This window comes from Pseudofrankia saprophytica (assembly GCF_000235425.2).
GTDB classification, from domain to species: Bacteria; Actinomycetota; Actinomycetes; order Frankiales; family Frankiaceae; genus Pseudofrankia; species Pseudofrankia saprophytica.
The window spans coordinates 4,948,114-4,963,604 of sequence record NZ_KI912266.1 but is presented as its reverse complement, the minus strand read 5'-3'; the positions used below and the strand labels follow the sequence as shown (position 1 = coordinate 4,963,604).

The 15,491-nt window shown below is 68.7% G+C and carries 13 protein-coding genes and 1 pseudogene; 8 read left to right on the top strand and 6 right to left on the bottom strand.

All coding sequences use genetic code 11. The features are described from left to right. Positions 1-82: 82 nt before the first annotated feature. Positions 83-616, bottom strand: a complete 534-nt coding sequence (locus tag FRCN3DRAFT_RS0220885; RefSeq protein WP_007510289.1) for a hypothetical protein — start codon at positions 614-616, stop codon at positions 83-85. 96 nt (positions 617-712) lie between these two features. Further along, positions 713-1,594, bottom strand: coding sequence for a class II glutamine amidotransferase (locus tag FRCN3DRAFT_RS0220880; protein ID WP_232794097.1), 882 nt, complete (start codon positions 1,592-1,594; stop codon positions 713-715). 340 nt (positions 1,595-1,934) lie between these two features. On the opposite strand from FRCN3DRAFT_RS0220880, the gene FRCN3DRAFT_RS0220875 reads away from it, so the two are divergent. From FRCN3DRAFT_RS0220875 to FRCN3DRAFT_RS0220850, 6 genes are all read left to right on the top strand, one after another. Then, positions 1,935-3,236, top strand: coding sequence for a cation:proton antiporter (locus tag FRCN3DRAFT_RS0220875; RefSeq protein ID WP_007510292.1), 1,302 nt, complete (start codon positions 1,935-1,937; stop codon positions 3,234-3,236). Between the two features lie 571 nt (positions 3,237-3,807). Continuing rightward, complete coding sequence (locus tag FRCN3DRAFT_RS0220870) at positions 3,808-4,524, top strand: GAP family protein (RefSeq protein WP_007510294.1); 717 nt, start codon at positions 3,808-3,810, stop codon at positions 4,522-4,524. Between the two features lie 117 nt (positions 4,525-4,641). Continuing rightward, positions 4,642-5,697 carry an AI-2E family transporter gene (locus FRCN3DRAFT_RS0220865; RefSeq protein WP_007510296.1) on the top strand — a complete coding sequence of 352 codons (1,056 nt, stop codon included), beginning with the start codon at positions 4,642-4,644 and terminating at the stop codon, positions 5,695-5,697. Positions 5,698-5,753: 56 nt separating this feature from the next. Beyond that, complete coding sequence (locus FRCN3DRAFT_RS0220860) at positions 5,754-7,211, top strand: DUF2252 domain-containing protein (RefSeq protein WP_035925014.1); 1,458 nt, start codon at positions 5,754-5,756, stop codon at positions 7,209-7,211. A gap of 332 nt (positions 7,212-7,543) precedes the next feature. Continuing rightward, on the top strand, positions 7,544-8,167 hold the full coding sequence (locus FRCN3DRAFT_RS0220855) for a DoxX family protein (protein WP_051466323.1): 624 nt from the start codon (positions 7,544-7,546) through the stop codon (positions 8,165-8,167). Between the two features lie 355 nt (positions 8,168-8,522). Continuing rightward, positions 8,523-8,972, top strand: coding sequence for an SHOCT domain-containing protein (locus FRCN3DRAFT_RS0220850; RefSeq protein ID WP_232794095.1), 450 nt, complete (start codon positions 8,523-8,525; stop codon positions 8,970-8,972). 160 nt (positions 8,973-9,132) lie between these two features. Here the strand turns inward: FRCN3DRAFT_RS0220850 and FRCN3DRAFT_RS0220845 are convergent, their stop codons facing one another. Both FRCN3DRAFT_RS0220845 and FRCN3DRAFT_RS0220840 read right to left on the bottom strand, forming a co-directional pair. Beyond that, positions 9,133-10,761, bottom strand: coding sequence for a multicopper oxidase family protein (locus tag FRCN3DRAFT_RS0220845; RefSeq protein ID WP_007510305.1), 1,629 nt, complete (start codon positions 10,759-10,761; stop codon positions 9,133-9,135). Positions 10,762-10,867: 106 nt separating this feature from the next. Then, on the bottom strand, positions 10,868-11,467 hold the full coding sequence (locus FRCN3DRAFT_RS0220840; protein WP_027140792.1) for a DUF6153 family protein: 600 nt from the start codon (positions 11,465-11,467) through the stop codon (positions 10,868-10,870). A gap of 758 nt (positions 11,468-12,225) precedes the next feature. On the opposite strand from FRCN3DRAFT_RS0220840, the gene FRCN3DRAFT_RS0220830 reads away from it, so the two are divergent. Continuing rightward, entirely contained in the window at positions 12,226-12,936 is a 711-nt protein-coding gene (locus tag FRCN3DRAFT_RS0220830; protein WP_007510312.1) for a DUF305 domain-containing protein, read from the top strand. 368 nt (positions 12,937-13,304) lie between these two features. On the opposite strand, the pseudogene FRCN3DRAFT_RS51675 reads toward FRCN3DRAFT_RS0220830, so the two are convergent. Both FRCN3DRAFT_RS51675 and FRCN3DRAFT_RS0220820 read right to left on the bottom strand, forming a co-directional pair. Then, a pseudogene (locus tag FRCN3DRAFT_RS51675) lies at positions 13,305-13,534 on the bottom strand (winged helix-turn-helix transcriptional regulator). A gap of 99 nt (positions 13,535-13,633) precedes the next feature. Continuing rightward, positions 13,634-14,362, bottom strand: a complete 729-nt coding sequence (locus FRCN3DRAFT_RS0220820; protein WP_007510314.1) for an AraC family transcriptional regulator — start codon at positions 14,360-14,362, stop codon at positions 13,634-13,636. A gap of 173 nt (positions 14,363-14,535) precedes the next feature. Here FRCN3DRAFT_RS0220820 and FRCN3DRAFT_RS0220815 point away from each other — a divergent pair, with 173 nt between their 5' ends. Next, positions 14,536-15,396: an NAD(P)H-binding protein gene (locus FRCN3DRAFT_RS0220815; RefSeq protein WP_007510316.1), complete on the top strand. Its 861-nt coding sequence runs from the start codon at positions 14,536-14,538 to the stop codon at positions 15,394-15,396. Positions 15,397-15,491: the final 95 nt, after the last annotated feature.

Here is a 15,491-nt window from a genome sequence, read left to right as displayed (position 1 = left end):
GAACGATGGCCTTCTCACGGCGCCTCCCTGTCCCGGCTGGCGATTGAGGTCGATCCGGTTCTCACGGTGACGATGGAGATGCTCACTGCATCTGGTCGAGCATCTCCGACAGGGCGTTCTTGATTCGCAGGGCCTTCTTGATCTCGTCGGAGGTGACGTACGGATACTCGCCGTACTCAAGGAAGCTCGGGCAGTGGTGCGCGCGTACGAAACGGACGAAGGCCTCAGGGTTCGTCCGCCAGTCCTCGGGGAAACCTTCGAGATTCTCGAAGGCCGTGCTCACGCCTGCTCGACTGAAAAGCGCGACCGCGTCCTCGGTGTACTTGTCGAAGTCCGTGTCGAAGATCCCCTGGTACATAAAACGGGTGTCGTCATCGAAGAGCACCCAGCGCAGGTAGTGCAGCTTCAGCGGCGCGAGGAGATAAGGATCCCCCTCCAGCGCGCCGGCAAGGGTGCGGCCGTGTGCGCGTATCGCCTCGGCTCGGCCCGGCTTGACCTTGGCGATGATGGTGAATCCGTAGCACGCCGGTGTCCTCGGGTAGACAGGGCCGTATTTCCCCCGTTCGAGCTGGTCGGTCTCCTTGGGGATGGCCACCGCCTGAGGCCTGATCTCCATCTGGACTCCTCCGCCCAGGCTATCCGCCTGCCAACTGGGTTTGTTTACGTCGTCCAGATCGCGGGTCTTGGTCTGGTCCGACGCCCCGGAGCCGATTCATCCCGGCGGCTGGGGATGGAAGGTGATATCGTGCGGCATGTCGGTGACGACAAGCGCCGTCGAGGGTGGTATCTCGTGCCACACCCCGGGTAGCTCGCTCAGGGGTTCCGACAGGACGGCCCGCGCGTGGTCTGGTACGCGCCGCAGGCGTTCGTGTTCGGGGTAGAGCATCCGGATCGCGTCGACATCCTCGCTCATGTACAGAGTGTTGACAACCGGCCCGCTGGCGTATCTGGCCGCGAACAGCGTTTCGCCGTCGGTCAGGCCGACTGTCATCTGTAGAGGCTCAGCGATACCCGCGGCGGCACCGACGCTCTCGACGAAACCAGCCATTCGCTCCAGGCCGCCGAGGGGATCCTTCTCCAGCCCGAATGTGAGCGCGAGGTGGAAAATGACCTCCGAATCGGTGGAGCCCTTGATATTGCTGAACAGGTCGGGGCGGACTGCCATCAGCAGCTCGCGCCGAATCGACTCGAAGCCCGCGACGTAGCCGTTGTGTACGAATAACCACTCACGGTAGCGGAAGGGATGGCAGTTCGTCTTCTGAACGGGCGTTCCGGTGCCCGCCCGGACGTGTGCGAGGAACAGCGGCGAACAGACCTCGTCGGCCAGCTCCCGGAGGTTCTCGTCCCCCCAGGCGGGTGAGTCGCTGCGGAAGACAGCCGGCGTCTTTCGTCTGTCATACCAGCCGAGACCGGTCCCGTCGCCGTTCGGTTCGAGCAATTCCGGCGCATGTTTGACGCTTTGGGCGATCAGCGACCGTTCCGGCTCATACAACAGGACGCGTGGGGCGATCGGGTCGCCCCTGTATCCTATCCATCTGCACATACCGCCCTCCCTGGGTGCCGCGACGAGGGTGCCCGCGTCGCGCCGAAGCAACCGCCGTCTCCGTGGCCAACCGCACAGGGACTCGGGCCGGATGTGGCCGTACTACCGCCAAGTGCGTCGAGTCGTCCCTACGACGCTCATGTACTTCGCCGCCGTGGCAGCCCCGCCGGGCGGCTCATCTCGGAAGGGTGAGGACCGCACCGCCGGTGGGGTGTGTGCTGATCCGAGGAGTCTCCCGGAACCGAGAAATTGACGGGGTGGCGATATTCCCCTCCCATTCGGGGGACCAGTCAAGAAGGCTCGAGCCTCGACGACAGCAGGACTCTGGCGGCGCCCGGTCCGTGAGGTTGCCCGGCCGCCTGGTCTCCGGTCACCCAGGCAGGAGCACGTCATGGACCCCGCGGTCGCGGTGGTGGCGGCGGCGATGTTCGCCTACGCGCTGGTGGAGCGGCGGCTGGGGCAGACGCCGATCAGCGGCGCGATGGTGTTCACCGCGGCCGGCCTGCTGGCCAGCGAGCAGGTCGCGGGGCTGATCACCCCGTCCGTGGCCAGCCACGGTGCCACCATCTTTCTGGAACTGACCCTCGCGGTCGTGCTGTTTGGCGACGCCATGGGGGCCAACGTGGGCGCGTGGGCGACGGAGGCGCCGCTGCCTGGTCGGTTGCTGGGACTCGGGCTGCCCTTGACGATGGTCGCCGGATGGCTATTGGCGTGGGCGCTATTCCCCGGCATCGGCGCGTGGGGGGCGGCGCTGCTGGCGGCGGTGCTGGCGCCCACCGACTCCGCGCTTGGGCTGCCCGTCATCACCGACCAGCGGGTCCCCCGACTGATCCGTCATGCGCTCAACGTCGAGGGTGGCCTCAACGACGGTCTGGCGCTGCCATTCGTGACCATCTTCCTGGCGCTGGCACAGGAGGAACAGCACGCGGTCGGGCACGGATATGCCGTATCCGTCCTTCTGCGGGCGCTCCTGGCCTCCGGCGCGATCGGCATGGCGCTCGGCGCCGGCAGCGCCTTCGCCCTGCGGTGGTCGATGAACAAGGGCTGGTCGGACCGGCGCTGGCGGTCAGTGGCGCTGCTGGCGACGGCCACGCTGGCGTACGTGCTGGCGGACCTGATCGACGGCAGTGGTTTCATCGCTGCATGGGTGGCCGGCCTGGTGGCTGGCCTGACGGCCCACGAGAGCCTGGCTGCGGCGCAACAGATGCCTGAGGAAGCCGCCAACCTCGGCGTGTCCGTGAGCTTCGTGTTGTTCGGCGCCCTGTTCCTGGCACCAGCCCTCGAATCCGTGACCTGGAGGGCGGCGGCCTACGGGCTGCTCAGTCTGACCGTGATCCGGATGGTTCCTGTCGCCATCTCATTGTGCGGATCGAGGCTGGCGCCCCAGACCGTCGCATATGTCGGCTGGTTCGGGCCGCGCGGGCTGGCGTCGATAGTGTTCGCGGACCTGGTCGCCACCAGTGGGCTACCCGAACAGCACCAGATCGTCCCGGTTGTGATGCTGACGGTCGGGATGAGCGTGGTCCTACACGGCGTCACCGCGCCCTCGGGCGCTCGGAGCTACGGCCGCTGGTACGCCTCGGCGGTAGCGCGCAACCGTGCGATCCGTGAGGCTGCCCAGGCACCGCCGGCCTGTCATGTGCGTTGGGCGGCGACGCCCCGGGCCGCGCCGCCGCGCCAGCAGATCCGGTAGCCGCGACCGCCTGGTTCGTCCAACATGAGCCGCTTCGCAGAAATCGAGCTGGCTCCCAATCGCTGATCGAATCGACCGGTCCCCCCTTGAGTGGGACTGTAGAGGTCTGACCGTGATAGGCGGAGGTGAAAAATGGATCACCAGTATCCGACCTACGGCCACCCGGTTCTCGGCGCCTTCAGGACCCTGCGCTGCATCTTCCTGAGGGTTATTGGGATGGTGCTTCGGTCCCATATGATCGCAGAAATCCTCCGCGATCGAGAGTTGAGTGGACGGGCGAAGGCTGGATTGCTTCTCTCCGCGCTCGCCCTCCCGTTCCGAGGCGTCTGTGCCTATCTGGTGGCCAGGGGCCAGCACATGGTGAGGCGGAAAAATCGGCACGCGGAAGAAACTGGGCCGGGGCACCGCCTAAGGCAGAGAGGCGGTCGCCGGTTCCAGGACCCGTTGCGGGGACCTCGTCAACCTCTCCGGCCTCAGGGCCAGCGACGAAACTCTCCTGGAAGAGTTCCGGTGCGTCAATGAGGAAGTGCCACGCCCAACCCCGACCGGCGCCGCCTCGAGGGAAGCGGCAGTGACGAGTTCGCTGCCGCTTGCCATCGCCGCCGGAATCTATCCGCTCGGCCTGGCGATCGTGGTTCGTTATCTGGGCGATCCTCCTTCGCTGCGGCACGCATTTGCCTACCTCGGCGGGGCGGCGGCAGTCACCGTCGGGGCTGGCGCCGCCATCGTGGTGGCCCTGCGCGTCGCCGACCTGTCTGGAAGTCAGGAGCGGACCCTGAGCGCCGGTATGCAGACGTTTCTTGGGGCGGTACTGCTACTGGTGGCGTTCTGGGTTTCTCGACACCGCCCGACCGAGATTCGCCGACCGTCTCGACGTGTCGTGGCAACCTCGCGAGAAGTGGGCGGCCCGGATGCGGCCCGCGACCTGACGCCGAAAGAGGCTGGTGAGAGCCGGAAGGCTGTGGGAGCCCGAACGATGTTCTTCGTCGGGGTAACGACATATCTGCCTTCCGCGTTCTATGTCGCCGCGTTGAAAAATCTCGCAGCGACCGATTCCGGCCCGGGTCTCACTATTCTCTCGCTGTTCGTGTGCGCCGCGCTGGTGCTGATCATGGTAGAGTTTCCCATCGTCCTCAGGCTGCTCGCGCCACGGCAGACCGGGCGGATTCTCGCCGCTTACAACACGTGGATGGGCCGACACGGATGGGATGTCATTTTTCTGGTCGCCACGGTGAGCGGGCTATGTTTCCTCGCGAGCGGAATCGTGGGTCTAATCACATCCGAATAGTTTGCCGGATTCCGCGCCGGTCACCGCGACCGACGCCGCGCGATCAATCGCGGAAGGGTTGAAGACACGGTGCGGATGTCGTCGAGCGATGCCCTAAAAGGATCGCTGGCACGCCCTGTGGTGATTTTGCTGGGACTGGCGTCACTGACCGTCGTCACGGCCGGATTTCGAGCCTTCCGGGACACACTCGGACCAGCGTTTCTGGCACTGGTTCTCGTCGTCACGGTGCACCCATTGCAGACAGGCCTGCGCCGGCGTGGGGTGCCCGGGTGGGTCGGCGTGGTCGCGGCGATGGCGACGATATATACGATTCTGGTCGGCTTGGTGGTAGCCCTGGTCGGGTCGGCCGCCCGGCTGATCACGCTGCTGCCGGACTACCGCACCCAGTTCGACAAGCTGTTGAACCAGGCCGCCCAGTGGCTTGAGGACCTCGGTGTCCAGCCGGAACAAGCCAGCGCCACGGTCGGTCGGCTCGACCTGACCAAACTCTCCGGCGTGCTGCACGACATCCTTTCCGGGCTGACCTCGGCGGGGTCCAACCTGGTGTTCCTGGTCACGATAGTGTTTTTCCTGGCAATCGACTGCGACCTGTTTGCTCGCCGGCTCGACGTGGTAGCCGAGTCGCGGCCGCTCGTCGTGGGGGCATTGCGGGAATTCGCCCGCAACACGCGCCGCTATCTGGCCGTGTCTTCGCTTTTCGGGCTGATCGTCGCCGTGCTCGACGCGTTGGCTCTGCAATGGCTGGCGATCCCGTTGCCACTGTTGTGGGGGCTGCTGTCGTTTATCACCAACTACATCCCCAACATCGGGTTCGTGGTGGGACTGATCCCACCCGCGCTGCTCGGCCTGCTCGAGGGCGGTGTGGGCCGCATGCTCTGGGTCGTGGCGGTCTACTCATCTATCAACATGGTCGTGCAGTCGTTCATCCAGCCCAAGGTCGTCGGCAACGTGGTGAGGCTGTCCGCGACCCTGACCTTCCTGTCCTTGGTGTTTTGGGCGTTCGTCCTCGGCCCGCTCGGAGCACTGCTGGCGGTTCCGATGACCCTGCTGGCCAAGGCTCTGCTCATCGACGCCGATCCCGCGGCCCAATGGCTGCGTCCGCTTCTGGGCGATACGACTGCCGAGACCGCGGTGGAGGATTCCTCGACACCCGCCCATTCAGGAACCCAGTAGGACTTTGTACGGAGGCGACCATGAGTCACACCGTGGAGGCCCGCGAGAGGTCGAATATGACGGCTGCTGTGAGACACGCTCCCGGGCGCCGCTCCCGGCCGCGGTCAGCCGAAGGAATGCCTGACGGTGCTCCGCTGAGTCCGGCGGAGCGCGCGGCTCGGGGACGGACCGCACGGGCCCAAGCCCCGCGCCGGACCCACGCGGAGTATGAACCGGCGCCGGATCGGGCCGATCCGATCGACGCGGTGGACCAGCAGTCGCGGCACCGCCTGCCCGAGCTCGTTCCCATCCGCTACCAGCGGATGGCTGAATCGCCGTTCAGATTTTATCGAGGCGCCGCCGCGATCATGGCGGCGGATCTCGCCAGGACTCCGACGTCGGGTATCTCCGTCCAGCTCTGTGGCGACGCGCACATGCTGAACTTCCGGCTGCTCGCCTCCCCTGAACGACGCCTGGTATTCGATATCAACGACTTCGACGAGACCCTTCCCGGCCCCTGGGAGTGGGACGTGAAGCGGTTCGCCACCAGTCTGGTCATCGCTGGCCGTGCCAACGGCTTCGGGCCGGTCGAACGGCGCGACATCGTGACCGCGGCGGTCAGGGCCTATCGGATGTGGATGCACCGGTTCGCGGCGATGACCAACCTCGACGTCTGGTACGCGCATGTCGATGTCGACGACCTGGTTACACGGTTTGCGGACGTGCTGGGCCGGGGGAGTTCCAAACGCCTGTCACGGGCGACGTCGCGCGCCCGATCGCGCGACCAGCTGCGGGCGTTCACCAAGCTGACCAAGCTTGTGGACGGCGAACGACGTTTCGCGTCCGACCCGCCGCTACTCGTCCCGATCGGCGAGCTGGAGGCGGCGAGAGAACGGGAGCTGCTGATGGGATGGCTGAGCTCGATCGTGGACCGGTACTCCGCGACGCTGTCGGCCGACCGACGCAGACTGCTCGCCCAGTACCGTCTCGTGGACTTCGCTCGCAAGGTCGTCGGTGTCGGCAGCGTGGGCACCCGCTGTTGGGCTGCGCTGCTGCTCGGCCGCGACGACGGCGACCCGCTCCTGCTGCAGATCAAGGAAGCGGGGACATCGGTCCTCGCGGATCACTTGCCCGGGAGCGAGTACGGCAACCAGGGCGAACGGGTCGTTGTCGGGCAACGCCTCATCCAGGCCGCCAGCGACATCTTCCTCGGCTGGCAGCGAGTGGAAGGCCTCGACGGGCGGCAGCGCGACTTCTACGTCCGGCAGCTGCAGGACTGGAAGGGCATCGCAGAGACGGAGAGCATGGACCCCGACGGGATGGCCCTGTTCGGACGTCTGTGCGCCGCCACCCTCGCGCGGGCCCACGCACGGTCGGGCGACCGCATCGCGATCGCGTCCTACCTGGGCACCGGCGCGGGGTTCGACCGGGCGGTCGCTCGCTTCGCAGAGGCGTACGCCGACCAGAACGAGGCCGACCACGCCGCGCTGGTCGAGGCGGTCCGAACCGGACGAGTCAGCACCACGGCGCCCTGACGACTCGCCGCCCCGAGAACGAACGCCTCGAGTCAAGCCAGATCACCATCCGGCCGGTCGCCAAACGTGCTCTGAACAGGGACGACGCTCGATGGCCGGGGTTGCCGAGATCGGTTCGGACGGGGTCCCGAGGGACGACTGGGCGATGGCCCGAACAGCTTCTGCGTGTTCATGCGCGGTGGTGGTGGATGACGGCGACCGGGCAGGGTGCGTGGCGGATGCACCGGTCGCGGACGGCGCCACGGCGCAGGATGGGCGCGGGTTCGAGCCAGCGCCGGTGCCGGAGGACGGTGAGGAGGTCGGGTATGACTCCGCTTGGAAGGAATTTCCGGATGACGCCGGGGCCTGGCTGGTGGACCTGGCTGGTCGCGACGGACGTGACGGCCGCGACGGTTCTCATCCGCTTTTACGTGGGCGTGGTGTTCCTTACCGAGGGAATCCTGAAGTTCGTGCGTCCTCACACGCTGGGTACCGGCCGTTTCGACAAGATCGGTATCCCCGCGCCCGGCTTCTTCGCGCCGTTCACCGGTGTGTTGGAGATCGTTTGCGGGACGCTGCTTCTGGTCGGGCTGCTGACCCGGCTCGCCGCGATACCGATGGTCGTGAACATGACGTGTGCCCTGATCGTTACTAAGATTCCGATCCTGTGGGGCGGTTCGGCGCTGTTCAAAGGCGAGTCCGGCTGGGGGGACTTCCTCCACGAAGCCCGGGTGGATCTCGCGCAGTTGTGTGGCAGCCTGTTTCTGCTGATCGTCGGTGCCGGCGCCTACTCGTTCGACGCCTGCCTGCATCATGGCGCCGCCGTATCGGGCTTGGCGGACGCGGACCGAGGCTGGAGCCCGGCAGGCAGACGAACCGTGGGCGGCGCCGTCGGCGTGTCGCCAGGTCGGGAGTCGGGTGGCCGGGAGCCCGGTGACCCCGGGTCCTGGTCCGGGCGGCGACCTGGACCTCGCTGATCGCGTCCGCCATCAGCTCCGGCCAGCGCCGCCGCGGCCGAGACGGGCAGGTCCGCGGCTCGACCCCGCGCCGTCTCCTCTGCGGGGCTGGCGGACCTCGCCTGGGACCCGCGCCTTCGCCAGATCGCCTCCGGCGCCGTCGGATCGGCGATCTATCGATCAATCTGGCTTGGTCTTCCAACAGGTCGCCGCCGTCCACGCGGCGGTACAGGCCCACCACGGCTGAGCCCCCGCGCGGTGGCTTCACGATCACAAGGTCACCGCGAAGACCGTGACCACAGCTACCACTGCACCTGGCGCCGGCCAGCGACGCCCGGTCGTCGAGCTGACCAGGCGGGCGGCTGGGTGCGCGGCGGTGAGCGGATTGACCTGGTGGCGTCAGGCCGTCCAGCACCTGCACTCCGGCGCGAACCGCCGCATCCTGGAAGAAGGAGGGAGCGCGGCGAAGGCGCCATTCGGACCGTCCGTCCACTCGCTCCGGGAGGTGACAGTGATGATGTACTGGCATGACGGCCATGGCATGGGTGGCTGGGGCTGGTTCGCCATGTCCCTGGGCATGCTGCTGTTCTGGGCTGTGCTCATCATCGGAGCGGTACTGGTAGTACGGGCGCTGACCCAGGCAGGCGACCGCGGTCGTCCCCCGACGCCGCCACCCGCCGGGCCCGCGGCCACCGGTGGGCCTGCCGGCCCGTCCCCTGAGCAGATCCTCGCCGAGCGCTTCGCCCGCGGCGAGATCGACGAAAAGGAGTACCGCGCCCGCCTCGCCGCCCTCCGTGAGACGGCCGACCGCCTTGTCAAACACTGACGGCCAACCGAGGCGCTGACCGGTCGCGGCCGGCTCACCATCACGTGGGCGCGATCGGCGCGCCAGCCGGCTAGCGGCGCCGGCCGGCTGGCGCGCATCCTTGCTCCTTTGTCGGCTCAGCGGACCGCTGGCGCTCCGGCGAGCCGACATGGGGTTGCGGTCAGGTGGTATAGGACAGGATGGTCATCATGCCGGCCGCCGCGTGGTAGGCGTTGTGGCAGTGGATCATCCACTGGCCGGGGTTGTCGGCGTCGAGGTCGACGGTGACCGTGCCCATCGCGGGGACGAGCACGGTGTCCTTGCGTACGCCGTTCGAGGTCGGCGCCTCAACGGCGAAGGTGTGGCCGTGGATGTGCATGGGATGAGACATCATGGTGGCGTTCTGGAAGAGGATCCGGATGCGTTCACCCTGGTGAACCCGAAGCTCGGGTGGATGGTTGGTCGACGGGTCGCCGTCGGCGTCGCCGAACGACCTGCCGTTGATCGTCCAGCGGTAGTCGGTCGGGTCCGCGCCCAGCCGTAGCGTGATCACCTGGTTGGGTGCGTGGGCCGGCAGAGCGTCCTCGGGGGTCGGGTAGAGGTCGCGGTAGGTCAGGAGCAGGCCATTGAGCTCCGCCGGCCGGGCGGCCGGGTTGGGCATGGGTCCGGGGGATGTGCGCAGGACGGCCATCGCCATGCCGTCCTTGCCCTCGGGGGCGGCCATGAGCGGGAAGACCCCGGTGCCCGCGGTGATCTCGACGTCGTAGCGCTCGCCCATCGCGATCAGCAGGGTGTCGACGTCCACCGGCTTGACCGGCCGGCCGTCCGCCGCGACGACCGTGAGCCGATGGCCGCCGACGCCGAACCGGAACACCGTGTCCGAGCCGGCGTTGACCAGCCGGAGCCGGATCCGCTGCCCCGGCCGGGCGGACAGCACGTAGGGGTTCTCAGGCACGCGGCCGTTGACCAGGTAGGCGGGGTAGGCCACGTCACCGGCGTCGGCGCCGAGCGGGCTCGCCTGCCCGCCGCCCATGTCCATGCCGCCCATGTCCATCCCCGGCATGTCGCCCTGGCCGCTCATGCCGGTCATGCCCGCCATCCCGGCGGCCTTCAGGTCGGCGAGGATTTGGTCGGGGGAGCGGCCCAGGCCGTCGGTCCAGTCGTCGAACATGAGGACCGCGTCGGTGGCGTAGTCGCGGGGCGCGGCCGGGTCCTCGACGATCAGCGGCGCGTACAGCCCGGTGTCGAGCTGGGTGCCGACGTGGCTGTGGAAGAAGTAGGTGCCTGGCTGTGAGGGCACCGTGAAGTCGTAGGTGAACGAGCCACCAGGCGGGATCTCGGAACCCGCGGCTCCGGGTGCGCCGTCCATGTCGTTGCGCAGTTCCAGGCCGTGCCAGTGCAGCGAGGTCGCGACCGGCAGCTGGTTGCGCAACGTCAGGCGAAGCCGGTCGCCGGGCTGGACTCGCAGCTCGGGGCCGGGCACCGTGCCGTCGAGCGTCCAGGTGTTCACGCCGCGCCCGCCGAGGTCGACCGTCGCCGGTCGGGCGGTGATGGTCCTGCTCACGGTGCGCCCGGTTGTCGCGCGGGCGCGTTCGGCGGTGAGCACCGCCTCCGAGGACGGCGCTACCAGCTGGCCGCTGCTGGTCGGGCTGCCGGTGAGGTGGGTGACGACTGCTGCGGTCGCCGCGGCGAGCGCGACGGCGGCGAGAACGCCGACGACGGTGAGCGGCCGCGTCCGGCGACGGCGGCGGCGCGACGCGCGGGAGGCGGCCCGAGCGGGCCGGGCCGACGGCGGGGCTTGGGAAGACATGCTGGTTCTCCAGACGAGGGAAATCCAGGCATGACCGGACGACGGACAGGTCCAGCCAGCTGCCCGGACTGATCGGATCAGGGCATCGGAATACCGTGATCCGCCCTCACGTCCGCAGGACTCCCAGCCGCGCGAGCGCGGCGGACGAGGGTGGTGGTCGCTGCGCCGCCCAGCTCGTGCTGCGGGCGGGCGCCGGGAGGTCCGCGGGCTGCGCCGCGACCCACCGGCCACCTCGGCGCAGGGACAGTACGAGGGACAGCGCGAACAGCGTCAGCACCGCGAGGCACATCATCCCGCCGGCGTGCCCCAGCATCCCCCCGGCGCCCGCGCTCCCGGGAACCGCCGCCGCGGCGAGCACGGACCCCGCTGTTGCCTCGACCGGATGCTCTCCGACGGGCCGCACGGTCGCCCCGTCGGCCATCGATGCCGCCGAGTCGTCAGGGGCCGCGCCGCGCATCGACATCGCGCTCGCGCCGGCACCGGCTGTCATGCCCGGCTCGTCGGGCATCGCTGGAGCCAGGCCGGCGTGCATCACGACCAGACCCAGGAGCAGCGCGGCGACCGCGAGCCCGCTCGCCAGCGCGCCGAACCACGGCGCCCAGCGGTTCTGGCTCGACGTCAGCGCCGGAAGAGGCCAGCCCGCCTGGCATGAGCCGGACGGGACGGCGGCGGGCGCCGTGGACATCGCCCTCGACTCCTGCTCCATCGGCACCAATAGTAGTACCGGCCGTAGTCTCCCGATGATCCCGAGACGCTCCCGTCCTGCGCCGAGGACCGGACCGCGGACGGGCCCAAGACGCGACGCGTGCGGGTGGATTCCGTCGGGCGCCCAGGGCAGCTGTTGGTGAGAATGGCGGGCGTGGAGAGCACGCCCGGCCACGCCGGCAGCGCGGGTCTCGCGCAGGCGCGGACCTTGCTGCTGGTCGGCGCGGTACTGCTCGGACTCCCTCTGATGCACGGCCGGCCGTCGACCAATCCGCGGCCCACACCCGCTTCCAGCGCGGCCACGGCCATTCCTGCGTTCGCCCGGGTCGCGACCGGCCTGACCACCTCCATGGCCCGGACCGCGCCACCACTCTCGGACGTCTTAACGATCAGCGACGCATGGCGAGCCGTGCCGCACAGGTCCTGGCTCCGGTGTGACGCCGATGGCTGCAGCGGCCACGGCGGTCTGATGTCCATGGCGGACTCCGCTATACCGGGCCGCTGTTGGCAGGGCGGCGACTGCTGGCAGGCCTAACCTGCGTCACCCGTCAGAGTCCTGCGGGCGCCGTACTGTCGTCGATCCGGCGGCGAGGGCCACCCAGATGGCGGCGTCCGCCACGCGCCCGCACGTTGTCCTCGCTCTGCGCGCTTCGTCTGTAACCAACCCGTCCCTGCCCCGCGCCGCGGTTTCGCGCCGCGCGGGACCGCGACGTGTCCCGCCCACGTGGCCTACAGACCTCCTTCTGAGGAAGAAGACCCATGAAGCGACTCTTCGCGATCTCTGCTGCCCTGCTGGCCGCCACGACGGTGACCGCCTGTAGCGGCGGAACACAGGCCGGCGCCGCGGCTGCCAGCCATTCCTCCGCCGCCGGTTCCGACCACAACGCGGCGGACGTCACCTTCGCCCAGAACATGATCGCCCATCATCGGCAGGCGATCGAGATGGCCGACCTCGCCGCGACCCGGGCCTCCTCACCCCAGGTCAAGAAGCTCGCCGTCCGGATCGCGAAGGCGCAGAACCCGGAGATCACCACCGTGGCCGGTTGGCTCCACAGCTGGCGCGAGCCAACCGCTGCCCCCACCGCTCCCACCAGGACGGGCGGAATGACCATGGGCGGCGCGTCCACCATGCCCATGCACAGCGGGATGCCCATGCACAGCGGGATGTCGATGAACGGGGGCATGTCCATGAGCGGCATGCCGATGGCGACCGCAAGCCCGTCGAGCGGCCCGGGGATGCCCGGGATGATGGGCGACGAGGACCTGGCGAAACTGGCCGCCGCGTCCGGACGGGACTTCGACCGGATGTTCCTGACCATGATGATCACTCACCACAAGGGTGCGGTGACCATGGCAACCACCGAGGATCGCGACGGCCGCTACGGCCCGGCCAAGCAACTCGCCGCCAGCATCAGGACCAGCCAGACCGCTGAGATCGGCGACATGAACGGCCTGCTCGCCAAGCTCTGAACCTCGGTCCGCCCAGGCTGCTGTATGTCTCGAGCGGTACCGAGGGCGCCCAGGCTGCCGACGACCTGATCAAGTGGTGGGTCGTCCCGAACGGGGATCATCCACCGCCCGCAGCGGCGAGCACTCCTGGCTGGCCGCCTGAAGGGCGGTCCAGGACGAGAGCGCCGTGGGCCCGTGAGGACGCGCGGCACCGCTCGGCCGCGGCTCAACTACGCGACGGGCTTACGGTCCGGCCGGCAGGTCAAGCATCGCGCGGAGCTGGGCCGGCGACGGGATCTCGACCAGGCGGCCGGTCTCGGCGCGGTAGAGCCGACACGGGTGGCATGAGATACCTATCGTGGGGATCGCGGGCAGCGAGGCGCGGCTGGTTACGCGGATGCGAGCGCGTCCTCGGTGGCGAGGCGCTCGCGACGTCGTTTCCCCCACTCACCCAGCGGGCGGAGGGCCTCGTTGAGTGACGTGCTGTGCTCGGTGAGGGAGTACTCGACCCGGGTGGGACCTCGCGATACACCTCATGGTGGACCAGGCTGTCCTCCTCCATCTCGCGCAGGTGCTGGATGAGCATCTTCTCGCTGACGCCGGAAAGGCCGCGCCGCAGCTCAACGTCATCTACCGAGTCGAATAGGTGTTCCGTAGGCCTGGTAGGAGTCGCGCCGAAGGCGAAAGTCGTGAGGGTGGTGATGGGGCAGCTAACGGCCTACTCGTGACAGGGTGTAGCTGCGGGTAGTTGTCCGGTGATGAACGCTCCGGGAGGTACTCCCATCATGCGGCGGAACTCGGCGGTCATGTGGGACTGGTCGTAGTAGCCGGCTTCGGCGGCGAGGTGGGTCCAGGACCGCTGGCTGGCGCCCGTCAGCACACGTCGTAGCCGCTCGATCCGAGCGACGTGTTTGGGCGGGATGCCGACGGCGTCGGTGAACAGGTTGCGCAGGTGCCGCTCGCTGATGTTGAGGCGCTCGGCAGTCGTCCGTACCTGCCGCGATGCTGGGAGCGCCGGGGAGGTCAGGGCGGTGGCCGCGCTGTTTACGAGCTCGCCGCGGGCCAGGTCGTGGCGCGGTCGGGTGGACACCTGGAGCCTCAGCGCCTCCTCCAGCCGCACGGCGACCGCGGTGGGATCCGGCCCGACGTCGGACAGGTCGCGGGCGAGCCGGTCGCCTGCCGCACCCCAAAGGTCGCTCAACGGGACGGCCCGGTCGACAAGCCCGCGCGGCGGGACACCCAGCAGCGCCCAAGCCCAGCCGGGCCGCATCCGAAGCTTGACGCAGAAAGGTACCCGCTTCACCGCGAAGTACGCGGCCTGGGTGCGGGGCCCCATGACCATGAGTTCGACACCGGCGCCACCCTCCCGGACGACCAGCGCCGTGGCGGCGTCCGGTACGTCGGTCCGGACCGGGCGAGCGGGGTCGCCGCCGGCGGCGGTGCTCATCTGGGAAATCCACGGTCGTAGGGCGGCCGACAGTGGGACAACATGTTCTGAGTCGTCGTTCACCGTCCCTACGGTAGAAGCCTGCGCGGCGCGAACAGCCGCGGTGCCCACGCGGACGGGGAGTGCCGAAACGTCCTAGCGGCGGCGGTGTCCACACTGCCACCGTGGTCCACATGATCCTTGTTACCGGTGCCACCGGCACCGTGGGCCGCGAGGTTCTCCGGCTCCTGGCCGCCAGGGGCGAGGCGGTCCGCGCGATGACACGGGACCCCGCGAGGATTCCCACCTCGCTTGGCGTGGACATCGCGCAGGCCGACTTCGACGACCCCGCGTCCCTTCCTCCGGCGGTCGCCGGAGCCGACAGCGTCTTCCTGCTGACCGCGCCCGCGTCACCCTCGCCCCACCATGACATGGCCCTGCTTGACGCCGCGGCGGCGGCCGGTGTGGGTCGGATCGTGAAGTTGTCCGCCATCGGGACCGGTGAAATCGACGACCACAACAGAACAGTGGGAGCCTGGCACCAGCGGGCGGAGTGGGCGGTGCGCGACAGTGGCATGGCCTGGACGGTGCTACGGCCGTCCACCTTCGCCTCGAACGTCCTGCACTGGGCCCAGCCGATCGAATCCGGAAACCCCGCCCCCAACCTGACGGGCGACGGCAAGCAGGGCGTCGTCGACCCCCGCGACGTGGCCGCGGTCGCCGTCGAGACCCTGCTCTCCTCTGCGCATGCGGGTCGGACCTACACCCTGACCGGCCCGGACCTGCTCACCGTGCCCGACCAGGCCTCCCAGCTCCAAGAGCTGCTCGGCCACCCCGTCACGGCCGTAGACGTGCCTCTCGACATCGCGCGGGACCAGATGCTCGCGTCCGGAATCGACAGCTCCGTCGTCGACGTCGTCATCACCGGCTCCAGGTGGGCGCGGGCAGGACACAACGCCATCCTCACCGACGACGTGACCCGGCTCCTGAAACGTCCGGCCACCAGCTTCAGGACCTGGGCGCACGACCACCTCGATGCCCTCAGAAGAACATGATCTTCCCTCGTCAGGCCCCACCCCGCGAGCTCCTGACTGATCAACTGGGGAGTCGATCGCGATCCTTTTCGAGAGGGCACGGCGCCGCGATGGAC